This is a genomic window from Pseudomonas sp. 50_B (assembly GCF_017491625.1).
Taxonomy (GTDB): Bacteria; Pseudomonadota; Gammaproteobacteria; order Pseudomonadales; family Pseudomonadaceae; genus Aquipseudomonas; species Aquipseudomonas danubii.
In genome coordinates this window covers 23,668-42,709 of record NZ_JAFGYX010000005.1, presented here as the reverse complement: position 1 = coordinate 42,709, position 19,042 = coordinate 23,668, and the positions used below count along the sequence as shown (strand labels likewise).

Sequence of the window (19,042 nt, the reverse complement as noted above, 5' to 3'; positions counted from 1 at the left end):
AGCTCCTACGGCAGGCGGTAGGAGCCGGCTTACCGGCGAAAGCACCCGTCCGTCAGGCCTGAATGCCGAGGATGTCGCGGGCCACGGCTTCGGCAATACGAATCCCGTCCACACCGGCGGAAAGAATTCCCCCGGCATAACCGGCGCCTTCGCCAGCGGGGTACAGACCCTTCACATTCAGGCTCTGCATCGAGGCATCACGGGTAATGCGCAGTGGCGATGAGGTGCGGGTCTCGATGCCGGTCAGCACCGCATCATGCAACGAGTAGCCCTTGATCTGCCGTTCGAAGGCCGGTAATGCCTCGCGAATGGCCTCGATGGCGAAGTCCGGCAGGGCCAGCGCCAGATCCCCCAGGCTCACGCCGGGCTTGTAGGATGGCTCGACGCTGCCCAGTGCCGTGGTGGGTTTGCCGGCGATAAAGTCGCCCACCAACTGCGCCGGGGCCTGGTAGTTGCTGCCACCCAGGACGAAGGCGTGAGACTCCAGGCGTTCCTGCAATTCGATGCCGGCCAGCGGGCCGCCCGGGTAATCCACTTCCGGAGTAATGCCGACCACGATGCCGGAGTTGGCGTTGCGCTCGTTGCGCGAGTACTGGCTCATGCCGTTGGTCACCACCCGGTTCGGCTCGGACGTGGCGGCCACCACGGTGCCGCCCGGGCACATGCAGAAGCTGTAGACCGAACGGCCGTTCTTGGCGTGGTGCACCAGCTTGTAGTCGGCGGCGCCGAGTTTCGGGTGGCCGGCGTACTTGCCCAGGCGCGCACTGTCGATCAGCGACTGCGGGTGCTCGATACGGAAACCCACCGAGAACGGCTTGGCTTCCATGTACACGCCACGGCTGTGGAGCATGCGGAAGGTGTCGCGGGCGCTGTGGCCCAGGGCCAGGATCACGTGCCGCGAATGCAGTTGTTCACCGCTGGCCAGCTCCACGCCCTGCAATTGACCGTCTTCGATCAGCACGTCGGTGACCCGCTGCTCGAAGCGCACTTCACCGCCCAGGGCGATGATCTGCTGGCGCATGTTTTCCACCACGCCAGTGAGGCGGAAGGTGCCGATGTGCGGCTTGCTGACGTAGAGAATCTCGTCTGGCGCACCGGCCTTGACGAACTCGTGGAGCACCTTGCGGCCGTGGTGCTGCGGGTCCTTGATCTGGCTGTAGAGCTTGCCGTCGGAGAAGGTCCCGGCGCCGCCTTCGCCGAACTGCACGTTGGACTCGGGGTTGAGCACGCTTTTGCGCCACAGGCCCCAGGTGTCCTTGGTGCGCTGGCGCACTTCCTTGCCGCGCTCGAGGACGATCGGCTTGAAGCCCATCTGGGCCAGCAACAGGCCGGCAAAGATGCCGCAAGGGCCGAAACCCACCACGATCGGTCGCTCGCTCAGGTCTGCCGGGGCCTGGCCCACCACCTTGTAGCTGACATCCGGCGCCGGGTTGACGTTACGGTCGTCGGCGAACTTGAGCAGCAGCGCCGCTTCGTCGCGTACGTTGAGGTCGATGGTGTAGATGAAGCACAGCTCGGAAGATTTCTTGCGCGCATCGTAGCTGCGTTTGAACAAGGTGAAATCGAGCAGGTCATCGCTGGCGATCCCCAAGCGCTGCACGATAGCGGCGCGCAGGTCTTCATCGGGATGGTCGATCGGCAACTTGAGTTCGGTGATTCGTAACATGACAGGATCCGGGTAGGCGGTGCGCAACAGTGCGCCGGCTTGCTTTGCACAAACCGGCGATTATAAGCCGCAATCCTCCCTGGCCGTGAGGCTAAAACCGCTGCTCGTCGAATCAGTCGTTGCGCGAGCCGCCGAAATAGCCGCAACCGCGCTGCACCTGACCGTCCACCCGCAGTTCGGCACTGAGGTGCTGGACGCTGCCGGTCGTCGGGTCGACGCAACGCTGCGGCGCCACCCAGAGCTCCACGCGCTGGTGATTGGCTTCGCTGCTGAGGTTGAAACGGCCGTCGCCCAACTGTTCTTCCAGATAGGGCAGGGCCAGGGTCGGTTGGCCGGCGCGTTCGATCATCATGCCCTTGGCGCTGACATCGACGTTCCAGGCCGGGTTCTTGCCGCCGGCCCGCAGGATCAGGCGCTGGAAGTTCGGGTCGCCGCAGGCGCTGGCGGAGCGCTCTACGCGGTACAGCTGGCGCAGGTCCAGCTGGCCGTCGCTGCTGCCACTGGCGGAGAACTTGCCCCGCAGGTCGGCGAACAGCTTGCCCTGTTTCTCCGCCAGGGTGGCGGCCTCCTGCAGCACGCTGGTGCCGCCGCCGTCACTGACCACATAGCGGCGATCCTCGGTGCAGGGCTTGAACAGCAATTTGCCGTCCGCCGCACTGAGTTCACCCTGCATCCGGGTCAGCCCGGCCATGGAGGGGGCCTGGGGCTGTTGGTTGAACATCGGCAGCATCTGGCAGCCGGCAAACAGCGGCAACAGGGCGAAACAAAGCAGTGAACGGGCAGTGCGCATCATCGGGCCTCCAAGCGGAAGCCGACACGTTACGCAGCCCGCCCGGTCACCACAACCCCGGATTGAAGGCTGCGGCGCCATCAACCGCAGGAGCCGGCTTGCCGGCGAAGCGCCCCTGGAGCCTTGTGCGGTTCGGCAGGACGCCTTCGCCGGCAGGCCAGCGCCTACACAAGCCGGCTTAGCCGACGTGATAGGTCTGGCCGGTCTGCAGGCCTTCCACGCTCTTGGCGTAGGCCAGGGCCACGTCAGCCGCCGGCACCGGCTTGAAGCCACGGAAGTAGGGGGCATAGCTGCCCATGGCTTCCAGCAGCACGTTGGGGCTGATCGAGTTGATCCGCAGGCCCCGCGGCAGTTCGATGGCGGCGGCGCGCACGAAGCTGTCGAGGGCGCCGTTGACCAGGGCCGCCGAGGCCCCGCTGCGGATCGGGTCGTGGCTCAAGATGCCGGTGGTGAAGGTGAAGGACGCGCCATCGTTGGCGTACTCGCGGCCGATCAGCAGCAGGTTGACCTGGCCCATCAGCTTGTCCTGCAGGCCCAGGCTGAAGTGCTCGGCGGTCATGTCCGCCAGGGGCGCGAAGGTGACGTTGCCGGCGGCGCAGACCAGCGCATCGAAGCGTCCGGTTTTCTCGAACAGGGCGCGAATCGACTGGGCATCACTGATGTCCACCTGGAAGTCGCCGCTGCTACGGCCGATCCGGATCACCTCGTGACGCTGGGACAGTTCCCGGTCAACCGCCGAACCAATGGTGCCGTTGGCACCGATCAAGAGAATCTTCATGGGGCGTTCCTCGATAAGGGGGGGAAGAACTTGCAGTCTAGAGTGGTTTTTTACGTGGATTAACGCGCTAATAGGCAACCTTTGGTTTTCAAATGGAAACAGTCCATGAGCGAGATGGATGACCTGGCGGCGTTTGCCGTGCTGGTGGAGGCGGGCAGCTTTACCCTGGCGGCCCAGCGCCTGGGTTGCAGCAAGGGCCAGTTGTCCAAGCGCCTCAGTGCCTTGGAGGCACGCTACGCCGTGGTGCTGTTGCAACGCACCACCCGGCGCCTGGACCTGACCGCCGCCGGCGCGGCGTTGCTGCCTCAGGCCCAAGCCCTGGTTGCCCAAGTGGAACGAGCGCATCAGGCCCTGGCGCGGCTCAAGGACGACATGGCCGGCCCGGTGCGCCTGACGGTGCCGGTGTCCTTGGGCGAAACCTTTTTCGACGGCCTGCTGCTGGAGTTCTCCCGGCACTATCCCCAGGTGCAGATCGAGCTGGACCTGAACAACAGCTACCGTGACCTGGCCCGGGAGGGGTTTGATCTGGCGGTGCGCTCGGAAGTGGCCAACGATCAGCGCCTGGTCGCCCGGCCGCTGCTGGCCTGGCATGAGATGACCTGCGCCAGCCCGGCCTATCTGGAGCAATACGGTGAGCCGCAGACTCCCGCGGAGCTGGCCGAGCATCGCTGCCTGCTCAACAGCCACTACAGCGGGCGGGAAGAGTGGCTCTATCACCAGCGTCACGAACTGCTGCGGGTGCGGGTCAGCGGTCCTTTTGCCAGCAATCACTACAACCTGCTGAAGAAGGCCGCCCTGGTGGGGGCGGGAATCGCTCGGCTGCCGTCCTATGTGCTGCACAGCGAGCTGGCCGATGGCCGTTTGCGCTGGCTGCTGCGGGACTACCAGACCCGCAGCATGCCGATGTACCTGGTGCATCCCTATCAGGGCGGCCTGCCCAGGCGCACCCAGGTGCTGGCCGATTACCTGATGGACTGGTTCCGCCGCAGCGGTGAGGCGCTGGATCGTCTGTAGCCGCGGCCAGTGGGTTGCGAACTTGAATCGGTTCAAGGGCCTAAGGCCCTTTTCGCAGCCTGCGGCAGCGGCTACAGAGGACGGTGGTGAAAATGCCGGGCCAGCAGGTGGTCGAGGGAAAACATGCCCGGGCCACGGGCCATCAACAGCAGCAAGATCGCCGCCCAGGTGCCGTGGGTCGGGTAGGCGTCGGGGTAGACGAAAAGCTGGATGGTCAGGGTCATCCCCAGCAGCGCCAGGGCGGAAAAGCGCGTGGCCAGGCCCAGCAGAATCAACGCCGGAAAAAAATGCTCGGCAAAGGCCGCCAGGTGCGCCGCCACTTCCGGCGTCAGCAGCGGCACGTGGTATTCACTCTGGAACAGGGGAATGGTCGAGTCCGCCAAGCGCGGCCAGCCCAGTTCGAAGGTGCCATCGACCAGGTCGATGGCCAGTCCCTCGACTTTGGTCTGGCCGGATTTCCAGAACACCGCGGCGATGGAAAAGCGCGCGAGAAAGGCGATCAGGCTGTAGGGAATACGCTCGAACCCTTGAATGATTCGGTGCAGCAGTCCGCTAACGGGGGCAGGTGTCTGGGTGTTCATGGTCAAGCCTTTTGGTGAGGTTGCAGGTCAATGAGGGCGCCGTGGGCCAGCAGCAGCCCCAGGCACTGGCCCAGGTCGAAGTCGGCCTGGGCGTCCAGGGCATAAGCGGCGGCGATTTCCAGCGGCCAGTGGTGGCGCAGGCTGTCGATGAAGGTAGCGCTGCCGGCGTCCAGTGCGATCACCCGCACCTCCAGGGCATCGCGCAGCACCAGGGCGTGCTGGCTCTGGTGCAAGTCGAACGCCGGCCAGGCAGCGTCGCTCTGGTGAGCGGCCCACAGGCTGACGACGGCGAACGCCGAGTGCAGGGTGCGCAGTGACGGATGCAACTGCAGGCAGAGCTGGCCGAGGCGATCGGGCTGGTTCATTGCCGCCAGCAGTTGGGCCGGTTGCAGAGGCTCGGCGTCGGCGGCGTGATAAGCCTCGACCCGCAGCCGTTCCAAGCGCGCCATATCGGCCAGATAGGGCAGGGTCGCTGCCGGAGCGAAACCCTGGATGAAGTCCGCCAGGTCCTGGCCGTAGTCGTTGATCACCGGGCTGTATGGAGGGTAATCCTGCACATACAGACGGGCCATGGCGTTGAAGAATGTCTGCCCCACCAGTTGCGCCAGCACTGGGTAGGCCTCCGCCAGAGCGTTGATCAGCGAGCCTTGCACGTTGTTGCGATAGACCGCGAAGCGACTGGCCGGATCGGCGCCGTTGCTGCTGCAAAGCCCCTCCGGGCAGATGGATTCGGCGCTCAGTAGCGCCTGGGCAAAGAGGGCGTGGTCGCTCATGGCTGCACCCGCGCCTGGTGTAACAGCGCCTGGGCCTGAGCGGCCTCCCCCAGCAGCGTGGTCAGGCTCGGCACCTGATTGTCCCGTTCGATCAGGGTGGCCATGGGGCCGATTCGCCCCAGCACCTGTTGGTACAGGGCCCAGACTTCCCGGTCCACCGGGGCGCCGTGGTCGTCGATTAACAGGCGATCACCGAGGTTGTCCCGGTCTTCGGCGAACCCGGCCAGATGGATCTCGCCCACGGCCTGCAGCGGCAGTGCCTGCAGATAGGCCAGGGGATCGCGCTGGTGGTTGATGCAGGAAACGTAGAGGTTGTTGACGTCCAGCAGCAGGCCGCAACCGCTGCGCTGGATCACTTCGCGAATGAAGTCCGTCTCGTCCAGGGTCGAGCGTTGGAACTGCAGGTAGGTAGCGGGGTTTTCCAGCAGCATGGTTCGCCCCAGATGATTCTGCAGTTGGTCGATGTGGTCGCAGACCCGCTGCAGGGTCGGCACATCGTAGGCCAGGGGCAGCAGGTCGTTGAGAAACACCGGGCCGTGGCTCGACCAGGCCAGGTGTTCGGAAAAGGACTGGGGTTGATAGCGCTCGATCAACACCGCCAGGCGCCGCAGATGCTCGCTGTCCAGGGGGCCTTCGCCGCCAATGGACAGACCGACACCGTGCAGCGACAGGGGATACTCCTGGCGAATCAGGCCCAGGTAATGATGGAAGGGCCCGCCCGCCACCATGTAGTTCTCGGCATGCACCTCGAAAAAGCCAATGTCGGGACGCTGTTCGAGGACGTCCTTGAAGTGTTGGCTCTTGAGCCCCAGGCCTGCACAGGGCGGCAGGCTCGGGGTGGACGCCTGAATGTCGTGGCGGGGACGTGGGATCAAGGCGGTGTTCATCATCGACACTCAGGCTGGCGCAGGATCAGGACTTGGCTTTGAAGGCTTCGAGCTGGCCGAAACCGGTGGGCGAGGTGCTGCTGGCGGTTTTTTCGCAAGTGCCCTTGGGCACCAGTTTCCAGGCGTTGGCCTGGTCGTTGACCTTGGAGGTGCCGGCGCAGCTGGTGCCGGCGCCCGCGGCGCAGTCGTTCTTGCCCTTCATGGCCACGCCGAAGCATTTCTCCATGTCGTCGGCGGCGTGGGCGGTGGTGGAGACGGCAGCGATGCTCAGGGCGGAGCCCAGGGCCAGGACCAGGGCGGTGGCGGACAGGGTGCGAGTGGTGCTCATGATGTTTCTCCAGATCGGTTGGGTAAGGAAGCATTTGTGCTTGCTTACCCCTCTAGAGAAGGCTCATTGGCATTCGTTACAGCCCGGGACAGTTTTTTCTCCCGGAATAAAAAAAACGGCCCCGAAGGGCCGTTTTTTGTAACGCAGGTGTTTAGCCGCCCAGATAGGCTTCGCGCACCTTCGGATCGGTCAGCAGCGCTTCGCCGGTGCCTTGCATCACCACTCGGCCGTTTTCCAGCACATAGGCGCGGTCGGCGATCTTCAGCGCCTGGTTGGCGTTCTGCTCCACCAGGAACACCGTCACGCCGTCGCGGCGCAGCTGTTCGATGATGTCGAAGATCTGCTGGATGATGATCGGCGCCAGGCCCAGGGACGGTTCGTCCAGGAGCAACAGCTTGGGCTTGCTCATCAGCGCGCGACCGATGGCAAGCATCTGCTGCTCGCCGCCGGACATGGTGCCGCCGCGCTGGGTGAAGCGCTCCTTGAGCCGTGGAAACAGCTCCAGGACCTTGTCCATCTGCTCCTGATAGTCACCCTTGTCGGTGAAGAAACCGCCCATGGCGAGGTTTTCTTCCACGGTCAGGCGGGCGAATACCCGGCGGCCTTCCGGCACCACGGCAATGCTCTTGCGCATGATCTGCGCCGAGCTTTGCCCCACCAGCTCTTCACCCAGGTAACGGATGCTGCCGCTGTGGGCCTGTGGCGAGCCGCAGAGGGTCATCAGCAGGGTGGATTTGCCGGCGCCGTTGGCGCCGATCAGGGTGACGATTTCGCCCTGGCGGATCTCGACGTTGACGCTGTGCAACGCCTGGATCTTGCCGTAGTAGGTGGAAACGTTTTCGAACTGCAGCATTTACGCTTCCCCCAGGTAGGCTTTGATCACTTCGGGATTGTCGCGGATCTGTTCCGGCGTGCCGTCGGCCAGGGGCGTGCCCTGGTTGATCACCACGATGTGGTCGGAAATGCTCATGACCAGCTTCATGTCGTGCTCGATCAGCAGCACGGTGACGTTGTGCTCCTCACGCAACACGCTGATCAGCGCCTTGAGGTCCTCGGTTTCCTTGGGGTTGAGGCCGGCGGCCGGCTCGTCGAGCATGAGGATCCGCGGGCGGGTCATCATGCAGCGGGCGATTTCCAGGCGCCGTTGCTGACCGTAGGCCAGGGTGCCTGCGGGACGGTTGGCAAACTCCCGCAGGTTGACCTTGTCCAGCCAGTAGCCGGCGTACTCCATGGCTTCGCGCTCGCTCTTGCGGAACGCCGGGGTCTTGAACAGACCGGCCAGGAAGTTGGTGTTCAGGTGACGGTGCTGGGCGATCAACAGGTTCTCGACCGCGGTCATGTCCTTGAACAGGCGCACGTTCTGGAAGGTTCGCACCACACCCTTGCGGGCGATCTGGTGGCCCGGCAGGCCTTCGATCGGCTCACCGTCCAGGAGGATGCTGCCGGCGCTTGGCTGGTAGAAACCGGTCAGGCAGTTGAACACCGTGGTCTTGCCGGCGCCGTTCGGGCCGATCAGCGCCACCACTTGTTTTTCCTTGACGGTCAGGGCCACGCCGTTGACCGCCAGCAGGCCGCCGAAGCGCATCGACAGGCCGGTTACTTTGAGGATCTCACGGCTCATTTGCGCAGCTCCATGTGAGGACGTTGCATGGGCAGCAGACCTTGAGGACGCCAGATCATCATCAGCACCATCATGGCGCCGAACATCAACATCCGGTATTCGCTGAATTCACGCATCATTTCAGGCAAGAGGATCATCACGATCGCCGCCAGGATCACACCCAGCTGCGAGCCCATGCCACCCAGCACGACGATGGCGAGGATGATCGCCGACTCGATGAAGGTGAAGGACTCCGGGGTCACCAGGCCTTGGCGCGCGGCGAAGAAGCTGCCGGCGAAACCGGCGAACGCGGCGCCCAGGGTAAAGGCCGAGAGCTTGATCACGGTGGGGTTCAGGCCCAGCGCGCGGCAGGCAATCTCGTCTTCACGCAAGGCTTCCCAGGCACGGCCGATGGGCATGCGCAGCAGGCGGTTGATGACGAACAGCGCCGCCAGCGCCAGCAGCAGGGCCACCAGGTAGAGGAAGATCACCTTGTTGATCGAGTTGTATTGCAGGCCGAAGAACTCGTGGAAGGTCTGCATGCCTTCTGCTGCCTTGCGCTCGAAAGTCAGGCCGAAGAAGGTCGGCTTGTCGATGTTGCTGATGCCGTTCGGGCCGCCAGTGAGATCGGTCATGTTGCGTAGCAGCAGACGGATGATCTCGCCAAAGCCCAGGGTCACGATCGCCAGGTAGTCACCGCGCAGGCGCAGCACCGGGAAGCCCAGCAGGAAGCCGAAGGTGGCCGCCATCATCCCGGCGATCGGCAGGCAGATCCAGAAGCTCAGGCCGAAGTAGTGCGAGAGCAGCGCGTAGCTGTAGGCACCGACGGCATAGAACCCCACGTAACCCAGGTCCAGCAGGCCGGCCAGACCGACGACGATGTTCAGGCCCAGGCCCAGCATCACGTAGATCAGGATCAGCGTGGCGATGTCCACCGCACCGCGGGAGCCAAAGAATGGCCAGACCAGGGCAACGACGATCAATGCCAGGATGATCCAGCGCTGGGTGCCCGGCAGGGTCAGGAAGTTGCTGGCCTTGGCCGGAATCAGCGGCATGCTGGGAGAGGACTTCCAGGCGGCGCTGATCTGGCTATGGAACAGCACCCGCAGGAACATCAGCACCGAGCACACCGCGATGGTGGCCAGGATGGTCGGGCTGGTGTTGTGGACTTCCAGGTTGATGCCGACGATGGTCAGTTTCAGGCCCAGTACCGGGTAGGCGACGGCCCAGACCAGCAAGGCGCTAAATAGCGCCGATTTAAGATTCCTAGTCATACTTTCTCAACCTCCGGACGGCCCAGAATGCCGGTCGGACGGAACAACAGCACCAGAACCAACAGGCCGAACGCTACGACGTCCTTGTACTGGTCGCCGAACACGTCGGCGCCAAAGGCTTCGGCCACCCCCAGCACCAGCCCGCCGAGCATCGCGCCCGGAATGCTGCCGATGCCGCCCAAGACCGCTGCGGTGAAGGCCTTGAGGCCCACCAGGAAACCGGCGTTGGGGTTGATCACACCGTATTGCATGCTCAGCAGCACGGCGGCGATGGCCGCCAGTGCGGCGCCGATCACGAAGGTCAGGGCGATGATGTTGTTGGTATTGATCCCCAGGAGGTTGGCCATCTTGATGTCTTCGGCACAGGCACGGCAGGCGCGACCCAGACGAGAACGGGAGATGAACAGCGTCAGACCGAGCATGGCGACCAGGGTCACCACGAATACCACGATCTGCATGTAGGAAATCAGCACTTCATGTGCGCCACCTGGCCCGATGGAGAAATTGCCCGGGATCAGGTTGGGAATGGATTTGTCCTTGGAGTCTTGCGCCAGCAGAACGGTGTTCTGCAGGAAGATCGACATGCCGATGGCCGAGATCAGCGGGATCAGGCGGTTACTGCCCCGCAAGGGGCGGTAGGCGATCCGTTCGATGCTGTAGCCGTAGGCACTGGTGACGACGATGCTCGCGATAAAGGCTGCGGTCATCAACAGCGGTACGCTGTCGAGTCCCATCATGGCCAGCCCGGCGATGGCGATGAACGCCACATAGGAGCCGATCATGTACACCTCGCCGTGGGCGAAGTTGATCATTCCAATGATGCCGTAAACCATCGTATAGCCGATGGCGATCAGGGCATACGTGCTGCCAACGGTGAGACCGTTAACTAGCTGTTGGAAAAAGTGATAGAGGTCAGGCATTACAACGCTCCTAAAAACCTGATACGCATTTCACTGGTGGAGTCATTTTCCCGCCCAGGCCCCGTGGATCTGCACCCACTTCGGGCTGGGTTTTGCCAGCGAACCGCTGATGACGGTTTTGAGATTTTCAGGTGGGCGGGATTCCGGATCACGGAACACAGGCCCATACATTCGTAAAACAAAGCCCACGGCGAGCCGTGGGCTTTATTGGCAGTCAGTCAGGGCGCGCCTTACTGAGGAGAGACTTCGGTTTTAGGTTTGCCGAAGTGCCACTCGTAGACCACGAATTTGAAGTCTTTCAAGTCGCCCTTGGCGTCGAAGCTCAAGTCACCGGTCGGGGTCTTGAAGGTTCCGGCGTGGATGGCTTCAGCCACCTTGGCCGCGTCTTCGCTCTTGGCGTTGGTGATGGCGCCAGCGATCACTTCAACCGCGGAGTAGGAGGGGAATACGAAAGGACCGCTCGGGTCTTCTTTCTTGGCCTTGAATGCGTCAGCCAGGGCGACGTTGGCCGGGTCCTGGTCGAAGGATTTGGGCAGGGTCACCAGCAGGCCTTCGGACGCGTCCTTGGCGATCTGCGAGATGGAGTCGTTACCCACGCCTTCCGGACCCATGAACTTGGCCTTCAGGCCCTTTTCCTGGGATTGACGCAGGATCAGGCCCAGCTCCGGGTGGTAGCCGCCGTAGTAGACGAAGTCGACGTTGGCTTGCTTGAGCTTGGCGATCAGCGAAGAGAAGTCCTTGTCGCCGGCGTTGATGCCTTCGAACACGGCCACCTTGGTGCCTTTCTTCTCCAGGGTCTGCTTCACGGCGCTGGCGATGCCTTCACCGTACTGCTGTTTGTCGTGGAGTACGGCCACGACTTTTGGCTTCACGTGGTCGGCGATGTAGTTACCGGCGGCAGGGCCCTGGGCGCTGTCCAGGCCGATGGTGCGGAACACCATTTTGTAACCACGGGCGGTGATGTCCGGGCTGGTGGCTGCCGGGGTGATCATGATCACGCCTTCATCTTCGTAGATGTCGGAAGCGGGTTGAGTGGAGCTGGAGCACAGGTGGCCGACCACGAACTTGACGCCATCGTTGACCACTTTGTTGGCCACCGCCACGGCTTGTTTTGGATCACAGGCGTCATCGTATTCAACGGCTTCGAGCTTCTTGCCGTTGACGCCGCCCTTGGCGTTGATCTGCTCGATGGCCATTTTTGCGCCACTGAACTGCATGTCGCCGTACTGGGCTACCGGGCCGGTCTTGGGGCCGGCGATACCGATCTTGATGGTGTCAGCTGCGAACGAATGGCTGGCAACACCGGCCAGGACCATAGCGGCAAACAGTTTGGAAATCTGCTTAGTAGCCTTATTCATAGTGCTCCACTCTTACTGTTGTAATTTTTATAGTTCCGGCGGCCTTGGTCGCAGAACCGAATCAGATATATCGCGAATATCCGTCGGAAGTGCCCCTGGCAACTGTACCGGTACAGTGTAGAGCGCCGGTTGTTCGCTTGAAAAGCTGGCGGCTGGGGGCAAAAACGCGGGGTGTCGCTTAATCGAAAGAAAAAGACAGATTTGCGGCGTGGCTCGCGCCCGGTTCGGCGTCAGTCCCTGGCGCTTCTGAGCTTCTCGATCGGTGATGCATTTGCTTCTGGGTTTTTCTGCCAGAGCACCGACGTTATGATTGCGCCGATTTCATTTCTGGACAGTCCCATGACTCAAGAACCTAGCACCCTCTATGCCAAGCTGCTTGGTGAGACCGCATCTATCAGCTGGAAGGAACTGGAGCCGTTCTTTGCCAAGGGTGCCCTATTGTGGGTCGACGCCGACCTGGATCTGATCGAGGCGGCCCAGGCGGTAGCGGAGAATCAGGCACAAAAAGTCGCGGCCTGGCTGGCCGAAGGGAAGGTTGAAAAGCTGTCTGCGACGCGGGCGTCCGATCTGTTGGAGCGTGATCCGCAGCTGTGGGCCGTGGTGGTCTCGCCCTGGATTCTGACCCAGGAGAGGGCGCCGCGCTGAAGGTGTGCGCCAATCTGGTGCGCTATTTTGTCGGACAAAAGTGTGTAGCCGAGTAACCGTGAGTCCAGTGATGGCATCTTGCCGTGGAGAAAGGCCCCACAGGGATTTCAGTCAGGGTGACGTTCACGGAAGGGGCACAGTTTCAAGTCGGTCCGACGAGCTGCTTAATTGTTTCGTGGTGTGAACAAATTGACCATTGGCCGGCGAGCGGAACGCCGCCCGGCCGCCCCTACAGGGCAGCAGGTTTTTTCCCTGCTGTGTAGGAGCCGGCTCGCTGGCGAAGCCCTTCTTAATAGGCGGTCTTGCCGGTGTGGCTATTGAGGGAGATGACCCGGGTCTTGCCGATGCGGTGACGGTAGATCTCGCGCAGGTACTTGATGGCCTTCTTCACGCAATCGCGGGACAGGCGGATGTCGTTGATCGAGACGAACTTGTCCTTGTCATTGATCAGCTCGCGGTACTTCTTCTCGTACATCGGCTTGATCGCATACCAGTTGGTATCGAGGATCTTCGCCGGGTTCTCGAATTCGTTGAGCAGATCGTCGATGCGGTCTTCGTCGAATTGCTCGCTGACGATGAAATCCAGCACCGAGTTGTCCAGGGTGTCGTCGAAACGGTACGGATTGCGCGCAAAGCAACGCTTGATAAAGGCCACGATCAGGGTCAGGAAGTCATCCGACAGGCACGGGCTCTTGGCGATCAGGGTGGTCAGCGACAGGTTGGCCGAGGCGCCGATCACCAGCGCGTAGCGCTTGAGGGTGGTGTTGGGGAACAGGCTGTTGAGGTGAGTCTTGAGCCGGTTCAGGTCCATGTAGGACAGCTTGTAGTCCTTGGGCAGGGACACAATCGATACCACCGACGAGCAGTTCTTGAAGAAGTGCAGGTCGTGCAGCGCCGCGGCGTCATACCCCGAGGCCTTGTACTGCTCCAGAGCCGCACGATAGCGCTTGGACTCGATGGGCAGCAGGCTGATGCCTTCAATGGCCTGGGTCACCTTGTTGAAGTGCGGCAGGTCGATGGAGCGGAAGAACAGGTCGTCGATGTTCAGGCGCTGCGGCTCTTTCTCGAACACCTTGAACTTGTCGCCGGTGGGCACCGGCTGCTCCGGCACCACGGATTCGGCGTAGGCGATCGCCACCGGGCCGGCCAGGCTCATGAACAGGTCGTTGGCGTCCAGGCGGATGGTCTCGCCGATGTCGATGCCGGCGCGACGGAAGTAGTTCTGGTCGTAGTCGGTGGTCACTGCCTGGGCAGTGAGGATGTTGAAGATCTGCTGGGAGATGTACTGGTTGGCGTGCTTCTCCATGGCGTTGACGTCGATGTTCTGGATGTTGCCGTCATCGCTTTCTTCGGCGTAGCGCATGATGTCGTTGGAGATCAGCATCATCGCGTTCCACGGGCGGATCCGCCCCATGACGCTGGCTTCGCTGCTGTCTTCATTGTCGAAGTTGTAGGAGAAGTCCCACTCTTCCGAAAGGTATTTGCACAGCAGGCGGCCGGCGTTGATGTGCAGCGCCTCGGACATTTCGCTGCGATGGTCCGAGATGTTCGGCAGTACGCAGATGCCGCTGGTGAAGATCGGCTCGAAGACGAAGGAGTGCCCGCTCTTGCTGTCGTGCTCGTCCATCGGCTTGGTGTCGAAGGTCTTGTTCATGTACGAGTACTGCTGGGCCAGGCCGAACTCCGAAGCCATGCCCGAACCGGTACCGCCACCGGCACTGAAGATCGAGAAGTACAGGCGCGACTGGTTGGCCTTGATCCCGCAGGAGTCGATCAGGTACGAGTGGATCATTTTCCAGTCAGGGCTGGAGAAACGCTGGGTGTCCTTGTTGAGGATGATCTTGGCCAGGTACTGGCCGAGGATCGGCGCGTTACCGGCGCCACCGGCGTGGACTTCCGAGAGGTCCATGATCTTCATCTTGCTGTAGTCGCGGATGAAGCCGCTCTTTTCGCCCTTGCGCGAGAAGCGGATGCGCCCGGCGATGTCCTTGTCCAGGTCACCGAGCATCACCAGGGGCTCCACCAGGAATACCGGTTTGCTGGCCTTGCTCTGGCCCAGGCGCAGGTTCTGGCGGATCCACTGGCCGGGGCTGTAGCCGCCTTCGTAGGCCTTGTCTTCGTTATTGAATTCGTTGAGGTAGAACTTGCGGGCGTTGTACACCAGCTCCGCCACATCCAGGGCGATGTTGGAGCCGCAGCGGCCCAGGCCGATCAGGCACACCGACGGGAATTCCTGGTCACGGCGATTTTCCTGCTCGTCTTCCAGGTGCGGCGGGCGCGGGAACACGGAGTCGCGCAGGCCATCGAGGTTGTCGAGGATGCGGTCGGTGTTGGTTTCGGTGAAATACAGGTACTGCTGGGTCGACAGGGGGCGTGAACTGGACAATGGCTTCGTATCTGAGTGGCTTGATGTGGGGGAGGTCAGCGTCATCTCGGAGACTGCGTTGGCAGGATTGTTTTTAGAAGTCATTGTGCGCCATATGCCTGGTCTGGTTGGCTCGAGACGAGGTGTCAGCGAACCATCACGGAATGGGACCTCGCCGCTGCGTGGAGCGCGAATTTTGCCCAAGGCGTCAGGGTATTTACTGAGCGTCGCTCGGGGGAATCCTTTCCTGAATCATGATGAATCGGCCAGTATTCGATGATCTTTAATCAAATGGGGGCAATATGATGTCAGCGTTACCTTCACTCGGGTTTGCCGGGATCGGCCTGATGGGGCGGCCCATGTGCCGGCGCCTGCTGGCTGCGGGCTATCCGCTGACGGTGTGGAACCGCAATCCGCAGAAGTGCGCGCCCCTGGTGGCCGCCGGGGCGCGACAAGTGGCCACACCCGCGCAGCTGTGCGAGCACGCGGATCTGGTGCTGCTGTGCCTGGCCAACACTGACGTGGTGCGCCAGGTGGTGTTTGCTGCCGATGGCATCGCCCAGGGCGCCCGGGCCGGGCAACTGCTGCTGGACCTGTCCAGCCTGGAACCCACCGCCACCCGGGAGATGGCCGCGATGCTGGCTCGCGACACCGGCATGGCCTGGGTCGATGCCCCGGTTTCCGGTGGAACCCCCGGTGCCGAGTCCGGCAGCCTGGCGATCATGGTGGGCGGCGAGGCGGCGGATATCGAACGGGTCCGCCCGGTGTTGCTGGCCCTGGGGGAGCGGGTCACGCACATGGGGGCTGTGGGGGCAGGCCAGGTCACCAAGGCCTGCAACCAGATGATCGTCGCCTGCAATGCCCTGGTGATTGCCGAAGTGGTGGCCCTGGCGGAGCGTTCCGGCGTGGATGCACGGTTGATTGCCGAGGCCCTGGCCGGCGGTTTCGCTGACTCCAAGCCGTTGCAGATCCTGGCCCCGCAGATGGCTGAGAGCCGTTTCGAACCGGTGAAATGGCATGTGCGGACCCTGCTCAAGGATCTGGACGGTGCGGTGAAGTTTTCCCGGGAGCAGGGTTCGGCTACGCCGATCAGCGGATTAGCTGCGCAGTTGATGCGTCTGCATGGTGGGCAGGGCTATCTGGAGCAGGACCCGGCGACCCTGATTCGCCTCTATCGAGACCCGGCATCCGCAGATTGAGCCTGTCGTGGCGCTGGTTCAGTTCATCCAGTACCCGACCCAGGTCCTGCAGCGGCACCGGGCGACTGAGCAGGTAGCCCTGCAGGTAGTCGCAGCCGTAGTGTTCGAGGAACTGCTGCTGCTCCAGGGTCTCGACCCCTTCGGTGACCACCTGCAGGTGCAGGGTGTGGGCCATGACGATGATTGCCTGGACTATTTCCCTGTCCTGGGTCGACTTGGGGATGTCCTGGATGAACGATCGATCGATCTTCAGGGTATTGAGCGGCAGGCGCTTGAGGTAGGCCAGGGATGAGTAACCGGTGCCGAAGTCGTCGATCGACAGGGATACGCCCAGGTCGCGGATCTGCTGGAGCAGGGCCAGGGTACTGGCGATGTTGCCCATCAGGGCGTTTTCCGTGACCTCCAGTTCCAGGCGTTGCGGGGCGACCTGGGCGTCACGCAGGGCGGCCGCGATTTCCTCGGCCAGGGTGTCACGGGTCAGGTTCAGGGCCGAGCAGTTGACTGCGATCTTCAACTCGCCACTGCCGTTTTGGGACAGGTAGGCCAGGTCCTCGCAAGCCTTGCGCAATACCCAGTTGTCCAGCTCGGCGATCATGCCGTTGGTTTCGGCAATGTCGATGAAGCGATCCGGTAACAGCAATCCATGCTGCGGATGTTGCCAGCGGACCAGGGCTTCGAGCTTGGTGACCCTGCCGAGCTTGAGGTCGTAGATCGGCTGGTAATACAGCAGCAGCCCTTGATCGTCGCGCAGGGCATTGCGCAGCTCTTCTTCCAGTTGCAGCTCCAGGGTGGCGCGGGTCTTCAGGTTGGAGCTGAAGAAGTGCAGGCTGTTGCGCCCGGCACCCTTGGACTGATAGAGCGCCAGGTCGGCGTTCTTCAGCAGCTCCTCGCAGGTCTTGCCGTCGTCAGGGAAGACACTGATGCCGATGCTGGTGGTCATCACCATGCGCCGGCCCCCCAGTTCGATCGGTTCCTTCATCTTCTGCATGATGCGCTGGGCCATGAGCCGCGCCTCATCTCGCTCATGGAGGTTGATGAGAATGCAGAATTCATCTCCACCCAGGCGTGCCACCACGTCTTCATGGCTGCGGGTGGAACTCTTGATATGCCCGGCGATGACCTTGAGCAACTCGTCGCCGGCATCGTGGCCGAGGCTGTCGTTGATTCGCTTGAAGTGGTCGATGTCGAGGAACATCACCGCCAGCATGCCGCCGAAGGTGTTTTTCTCCATGAGTTTTTCCGCGAACAGCTGGTTGAAGCCACGGCGGTTGATCAGGTTGGTCAGGGCATCGTAATGAGCCACCTGCTGCAGCGAGGCCCTGGCCTGGTCCAGTTGCGAGAGCAAGGCGTTGACCCGACGCAGGTCCCGCTCCTTGTGCTGCAGCTTCTTGTCCGCCAGGGCCGCACTGATACCGCTGGCGATGATCAGGAGCGTGATCACGCTGAGGGTCAGGCCCAGTTGCATGTGGCCGTTGGGTGCCACTGAGGTCGGCAGGCTGCCTGCGGGCAGCACCAGGGTCATGGACCAGATGCCGGTGAAATGCATCAGCACGATGGCGCCACCCAACACCAGGCTGCTGGCGTACTTGAGCAGTTGATGGAACATCCCGCTGCCATCGCGCAAGTGCCGGGACAGCAGCAGCGCGGCCAGGCTGCCGCCGATCGCCACCAGCAGCGACAGCCCCATGAGCATGGGTTCGTAGTACAGGCTGGCACTGGAGCGCATAGCGGCCATGCCCACGTAATGCATGCAGCAGATGCCCAGGCCAATCCACACCGAGGCCACGCCATAGCGCCAGAGCGGCAGCTCGATATGGCTCAAGGTGTTCATTGCCAGCCAGGCGGCGATCAGGGCGAGGAGCAGGGAAACCAGGGTCAGTGGCAGGTCGTACTGGATTTCCAGGGGGACTTCGAGCGCCAGCATAGCGATGAAGTGCATGGCCCAGATACCGCCGGCCAGACAGCAGACACCGACCCAGCGCCACAGGCGTTGATGGGTGGCTTGTTCGACGTGGCTGACACGTTCGGCCATATCCAGTGTCGCGAAGCTGGCGGCACAGGCCACCAGATAAGCCAGCAGCACCAGGACCGGGTTGTGACTGCATTGCAGAACCACTTGCCCGCTATCTGGAAGCTCGGTGAGGAAATGCAGACCCAGCCATTCCATAGCATGCCCATCTCTGAGTCATGTGGTGTCGGCGGACCCGCGCGCCAACAAGTGCTTGCAGTATAGAAGGCACCTGTTGGCTGCAATGGGAGGTGGCAATCTGGCTCTAATGATTTGCTTATGAGCCCTATCGCCAATGGTGCTATGCGCTTTTCTCGAACCAGGGCTCGTGATCCAGCGGCTCCAGGGGCGCCAGGCCAAAGGCGGCCCGGGCGGCGTCACAGTCGCTGTTGTGCTGGCCGTCGGCCCAGGAGGCTTCGAACTCCCGGCAGGGGCTGGAACGCTGCTCATAAATCGAGCAGCTCACGCCCTGGCCGACCTCGCCTTCAAGGGCGATGCAGCGCGGCGATTTGCAGTCGGTGCCGAGCATGGCTACCCGAGTGGGACTGATGCTCTGCACCAGATCGTCGGGGACCGTGCCACCGGATGAGGCGCATTCGCCCCAGAAAAAAGACACACGAAAGTATGAACAGCAGGCACCGCAATTCAGACACGGACTGGCTTCGGACATAGGCGTATTCAAAGGGAGAGGGAAGGGTAAGGGGGGCAGGCAAGGCGGCTATTCTAGGCTTCCCATCGGCCTTGGGAAGGGGGGGCGCCAGGTATTTTTTCAGTGCCGGCCAAGCCCTTGAAAAGACTGGGAAAGCCCCGGGTAATGGGGGCTGTGGCGAATTCGCCGCGCCGCGCTGTGAGGGTT

Annotated in this window: 18 protein-coding genes; 3 read left to right on the top strand and 15 right to left on the bottom strand. The window is 62.4% G+C overall.

The window, feature by feature from the left end:
* Positions 1-52 precede the first annotated feature (52 nt).
* The 3 genes from J5M73_RS08605 to J5M73_RS08595 form a co-directional block, all read right to left on the bottom strand.
* Complete coding sequence (locus J5M73_RS08605; protein WP_102861470.1) at positions 53-1,666, bottom strand: NAD(P)/FAD-dependent oxidoreductase; 1,614 nt, start codon at positions 1,664-1,666, stop codon at positions 53-55.
* Positions 1,667-1,778: 112 nt separating this feature from the next.
* Positions 1,779-2,456, bottom strand: coding sequence for a hypothetical protein (locus J5M73_RS08600; protein WP_102861721.1), 678 nt, complete (start codon positions 2,454-2,456; stop codon positions 1,779-1,781).
* Between the two features lie 178 nt (positions 2,457-2,634).
* The gene (locus J5M73_RS08595) at positions 2,635-3,234 is read right to left on the bottom strand and encodes a short chain dehydrogenase (protein WP_102861471.1); all 600 of its coding nucleotides are present in this window, start codon (positions 3,232-3,234) and stop codon (positions 2,635-2,637) included.
* Positions 3,235-3,339: 105 nt separating this feature from the next.
* On the opposite strand from J5M73_RS08595, the gene J5M73_RS08590 reads away from it, so the two are divergent.
* Complete coding sequence (locus J5M73_RS08590) at positions 3,340-4,248, top strand: LysR family transcriptional regulator (RefSeq protein ID WP_102861472.1); 909 nt, start codon at positions 3,340-3,342, stop codon at positions 4,246-4,248.
* A gap of 71 nt (positions 4,249-4,319) precedes the next feature.
* Here J5M73_RS08590 and J5M73_RS08585 read toward each other — a convergent pair whose 3' ends face one another.
* From J5M73_RS08585 to J5M73_RS08545, 9 genes are all read right to left on the bottom strand, one after another.
* Positions 4,320-4,829, bottom strand: coding sequence for a DoxX family protein (locus J5M73_RS08585; protein ID WP_102861473.1), 510 nt, complete (start codon positions 4,827-4,829; stop codon positions 4,320-4,322).
* Between the two features lie 2 nt (positions 4,830-4,831).
* On the bottom strand, positions 4,832-5,602 hold the full coding sequence (locus J5M73_RS08580; RefSeq protein WP_102861474.1) for a DNA-binding domain-containing protein: 771 nt from the start codon (positions 5,600-5,602) through the stop codon (positions 4,832-4,834).
* Entirely contained in the window at positions 5,599-6,489 is an 891-nt protein-coding gene (locus tag J5M73_RS08575) for a DUF692 domain-containing protein (protein ID WP_102861475.1), read from the bottom strand. The genes J5M73_RS08580 and J5M73_RS08575 overlap by 4 nt, the downstream gene beginning before the upstream one ends.
* Positions 6,490-6,514: 25 nt before the next feature.
* A complete protein-coding gene (locus tag J5M73_RS08570) occupies positions 6,515-6,820 on the bottom strand; it encodes a DUF2282 domain-containing protein (RefSeq protein ID WP_102861476.1) in 306 nt (101 codons plus the stop codon).
* 148 nt (positions 6,821-6,968) lie between these two features.
* Positions 6,969-7,670: an ABC transporter ATP-binding protein gene (locus J5M73_RS08565; protein WP_025127774.1), complete on the bottom strand. Its 702-nt coding sequence runs from the start codon at positions 7,668-7,670 to the stop codon at positions 6,969-6,971.
* Entirely contained in the window at positions 7,671-8,438 is a 768-nt protein-coding gene (gene livG / locus J5M73_RS08560; protein WP_016967588.1) for a high-affinity branched-chain amino acid ABC transporter ATP-binding protein LivG, read from the bottom strand.
* Positions 8,435-9,691 carry a high-affinity branched-chain amino acid ABC transporter permease LivM gene (locus J5M73_RS08555; protein WP_102861477.1) on the bottom strand — a complete coding sequence of 419 codons (1,257 nt, stop codon included), beginning with the start codon at positions 9,689-9,691 and terminating at the stop codon, positions 8,435-8,437. Before J5M73_RS08555 ends, livG begins: the two co-directional genes overlap by 4 nt.
* On the bottom strand, positions 9,688-10,611 hold the full coding sequence (livH, locus tag J5M73_RS08550; protein WP_102861478.1) for a high-affinity branched-chain amino acid ABC transporter permease LivH: 924 nt from the start codon (positions 10,609-10,611) through the stop codon (positions 9,688-9,690). Before livH ends, J5M73_RS08555 begins: the two co-directional genes overlap by 4 nt.
* A gap of 230 nt (positions 10,612-10,841) precedes the next feature.
* Entirely contained in the window at positions 10,842-11,969 is a 1,128-nt protein-coding gene (locus tag J5M73_RS08545) for a branched-chain amino acid ABC transporter substrate-binding protein (RefSeq protein ID WP_102861479.1), read from the bottom strand.
* Between the two features lie 339 nt (positions 11,970-12,308).
* Between J5M73_RS08545 and J5M73_RS08540 the strand changes: the two genes are divergently transcribed.
* On the top strand, positions 12,309-12,614 hold the full coding sequence (locus J5M73_RS08540) for a DUF2288 domain-containing protein (protein WP_102861480.1): 306 nt from the start codon (positions 12,309-12,311) through the stop codon (positions 12,612-12,614).
* 289 nt (positions 12,615-12,903) lie between these two features.
* Here J5M73_RS08540 and J5M73_RS08535 read toward each other — a convergent pair whose 3' ends face one another.
* A complete protein-coding gene (locus tag J5M73_RS08535) occupies positions 12,904-15,084 on the bottom strand; it encodes a hypothetical protein (protein WP_102861481.1) in 2,181 nt (726 codons plus the stop codon).
* Between the two features lie 197 nt (positions 15,085-15,281).
* On the opposite strand from J5M73_RS08535, the gene J5M73_RS08530 reads away from it, so the two are divergent.
* Positions 15,282-16,178 carry an NAD(P)-dependent oxidoreductase gene (locus J5M73_RS08530; protein ID WP_207815404.1) on the top strand — a complete coding sequence of 299 codons (897 nt, stop codon included), beginning with the start codon at positions 15,282-15,284 and terminating at the stop codon, positions 16,176-16,178.
* Here the strand turns inward: J5M73_RS08530 and J5M73_RS08525 are convergent.
* Both J5M73_RS08525 and J5M73_RS08520 read right to left on the bottom strand, forming a co-directional pair.
* A complete protein-coding gene (locus J5M73_RS08525) occupies positions 16,069-18,345 on the bottom strand; it encodes an EAL domain-containing protein (protein WP_115581741.1) in 2,277 nt (758 codons plus the stop codon). The genes J5M73_RS08530 and J5M73_RS08525 overlap by 110 nt on opposite strands.
* Positions 18,346-18,487: 142 nt before the next feature.
* Positions 18,488-18,856 carry a YkgJ family cysteine cluster protein gene (locus J5M73_RS08520; RefSeq protein WP_102861484.1) on the bottom strand — a complete coding sequence of 123 codons (369 nt, stop codon included), beginning with the start codon at positions 18,854-18,856 and terminating at the stop codon, positions 18,488-18,490.
* Positions 18,857-19,042: the final 186 nt, after the last annotated feature.

Excerpts from the sequence above, each read along its gene's own strand:
- J5M73_RS08520 (WP_102861484.1), bottom strand. The coding sequence starts at position 18,856 with ATGTCCGAAGCCAGTCCGTGTCTGAATTGCGGTGCCTGCTGTTCATAC.
- J5M73_RS08540 (WP_102861480.1), top strand. The coding sequence starts at position 12,309 with ATGACTCAAGAACCTAGCACCCTCTATGCCAAGCTGCTTGGTGAGACC.
- J5M73_RS08595 (WP_102861471.1), bottom strand. The coding sequence starts at position 3,234 with ATGAAGATTCTCTTGATCGGTGCCAACGGCACCATTGGTTCGGCGGTT.
- J5M73_RS08585 (WP_102861473.1), bottom strand. The coding sequence starts at position 4,829 with ATGAACACCCAGACACCTGCCCCCGTTAGCGGACTGCTGCACCGAATC.
- J5M73_RS08600 (WP_102861721.1), bottom strand. The coding sequence starts at position 2,456 with ATGCGCACTGCCCGTTCACTGCTTTGTTTCGCCCTGTTGCCGCTGTTT.
- J5M73_RS08590 (WP_102861472.1), top strand. The coding sequence starts at position 3,340 with ATGAGCGAGATGGATGACCTGGCGGCGTTTGCCGTGCTGGTGGAGGCG.
- J5M73_RS08555 (WP_102861477.1), bottom strand. The coding sequence starts at position 9,691 with ATGACTAGGAATCTTAAATCGGCGCTATTTAGCGCCTTGCTGGTCTGG.
- livG (WP_016967588.1), bottom strand. The coding sequence starts at position 8,438 with ATGAGCCGTGAGATCCTCAAAGTAACCGGCCTGTCGATGCGCTTCGGC.
- livH (WP_102861478.1), bottom strand. The coding sequence starts at position 10,611 with ATGCCTGACCTCTATCACTTTTTCCAACAGCTAGTTAACGGTCTCACC.
- J5M73_RS08535 (WP_102861481.1), bottom strand. The coding sequence starts at position 15,084 with ATGACTTCTAAAAACAATCCTGCCAACGCAGTCTCCGAGATGACGCTG.
- J5M73_RS08525 (WP_115581741.1), bottom strand. The coding sequence starts at position 18,345 with ATGGAATGGCTGGGTCTGCATTTCCTCACCGAGCTTCCAGATAGCGGG.
- J5M73_RS08580 (WP_102861474.1), bottom strand. The coding sequence starts at position 5,602 with ATGAGCGACCACGCCCTCTTTGCCCAGGCGCTACTGAGCGCCGAATCC.
- J5M73_RS08565 (WP_025127774.1), bottom strand. The coding sequence starts at position 7,670 with ATGCTGCAGTTCGAAAACGTTTCCACCTACTACGGCAAGATCCAGGCG.
- J5M73_RS08575 (WP_102861475.1), bottom strand. The coding sequence starts at position 6,489 with ATGAACACCGCCTTGATCCCACGTCCCCGCCACGACATTCAGGCGTCC.
- J5M73_RS08605 (WP_102861470.1), bottom strand. The coding sequence starts at position 1,666 with ATGTTACGAATCACCGAACTCAAGTTGCCGATCGACCATCCCGATGAA.
- J5M73_RS08530 (WP_207815404.1), top strand. The coding sequence starts at position 15,282 with ATGATGTCAGCGTTACCTTCACTCGGGTTTGCCGGGATCGGCCTGATG.
- J5M73_RS08545 (WP_102861479.1), bottom strand. The coding sequence starts at position 11,969 with ATGAATAAGGCTACTAAGCAGATTTCCAAACTGTTTGCCGCTATGGTC.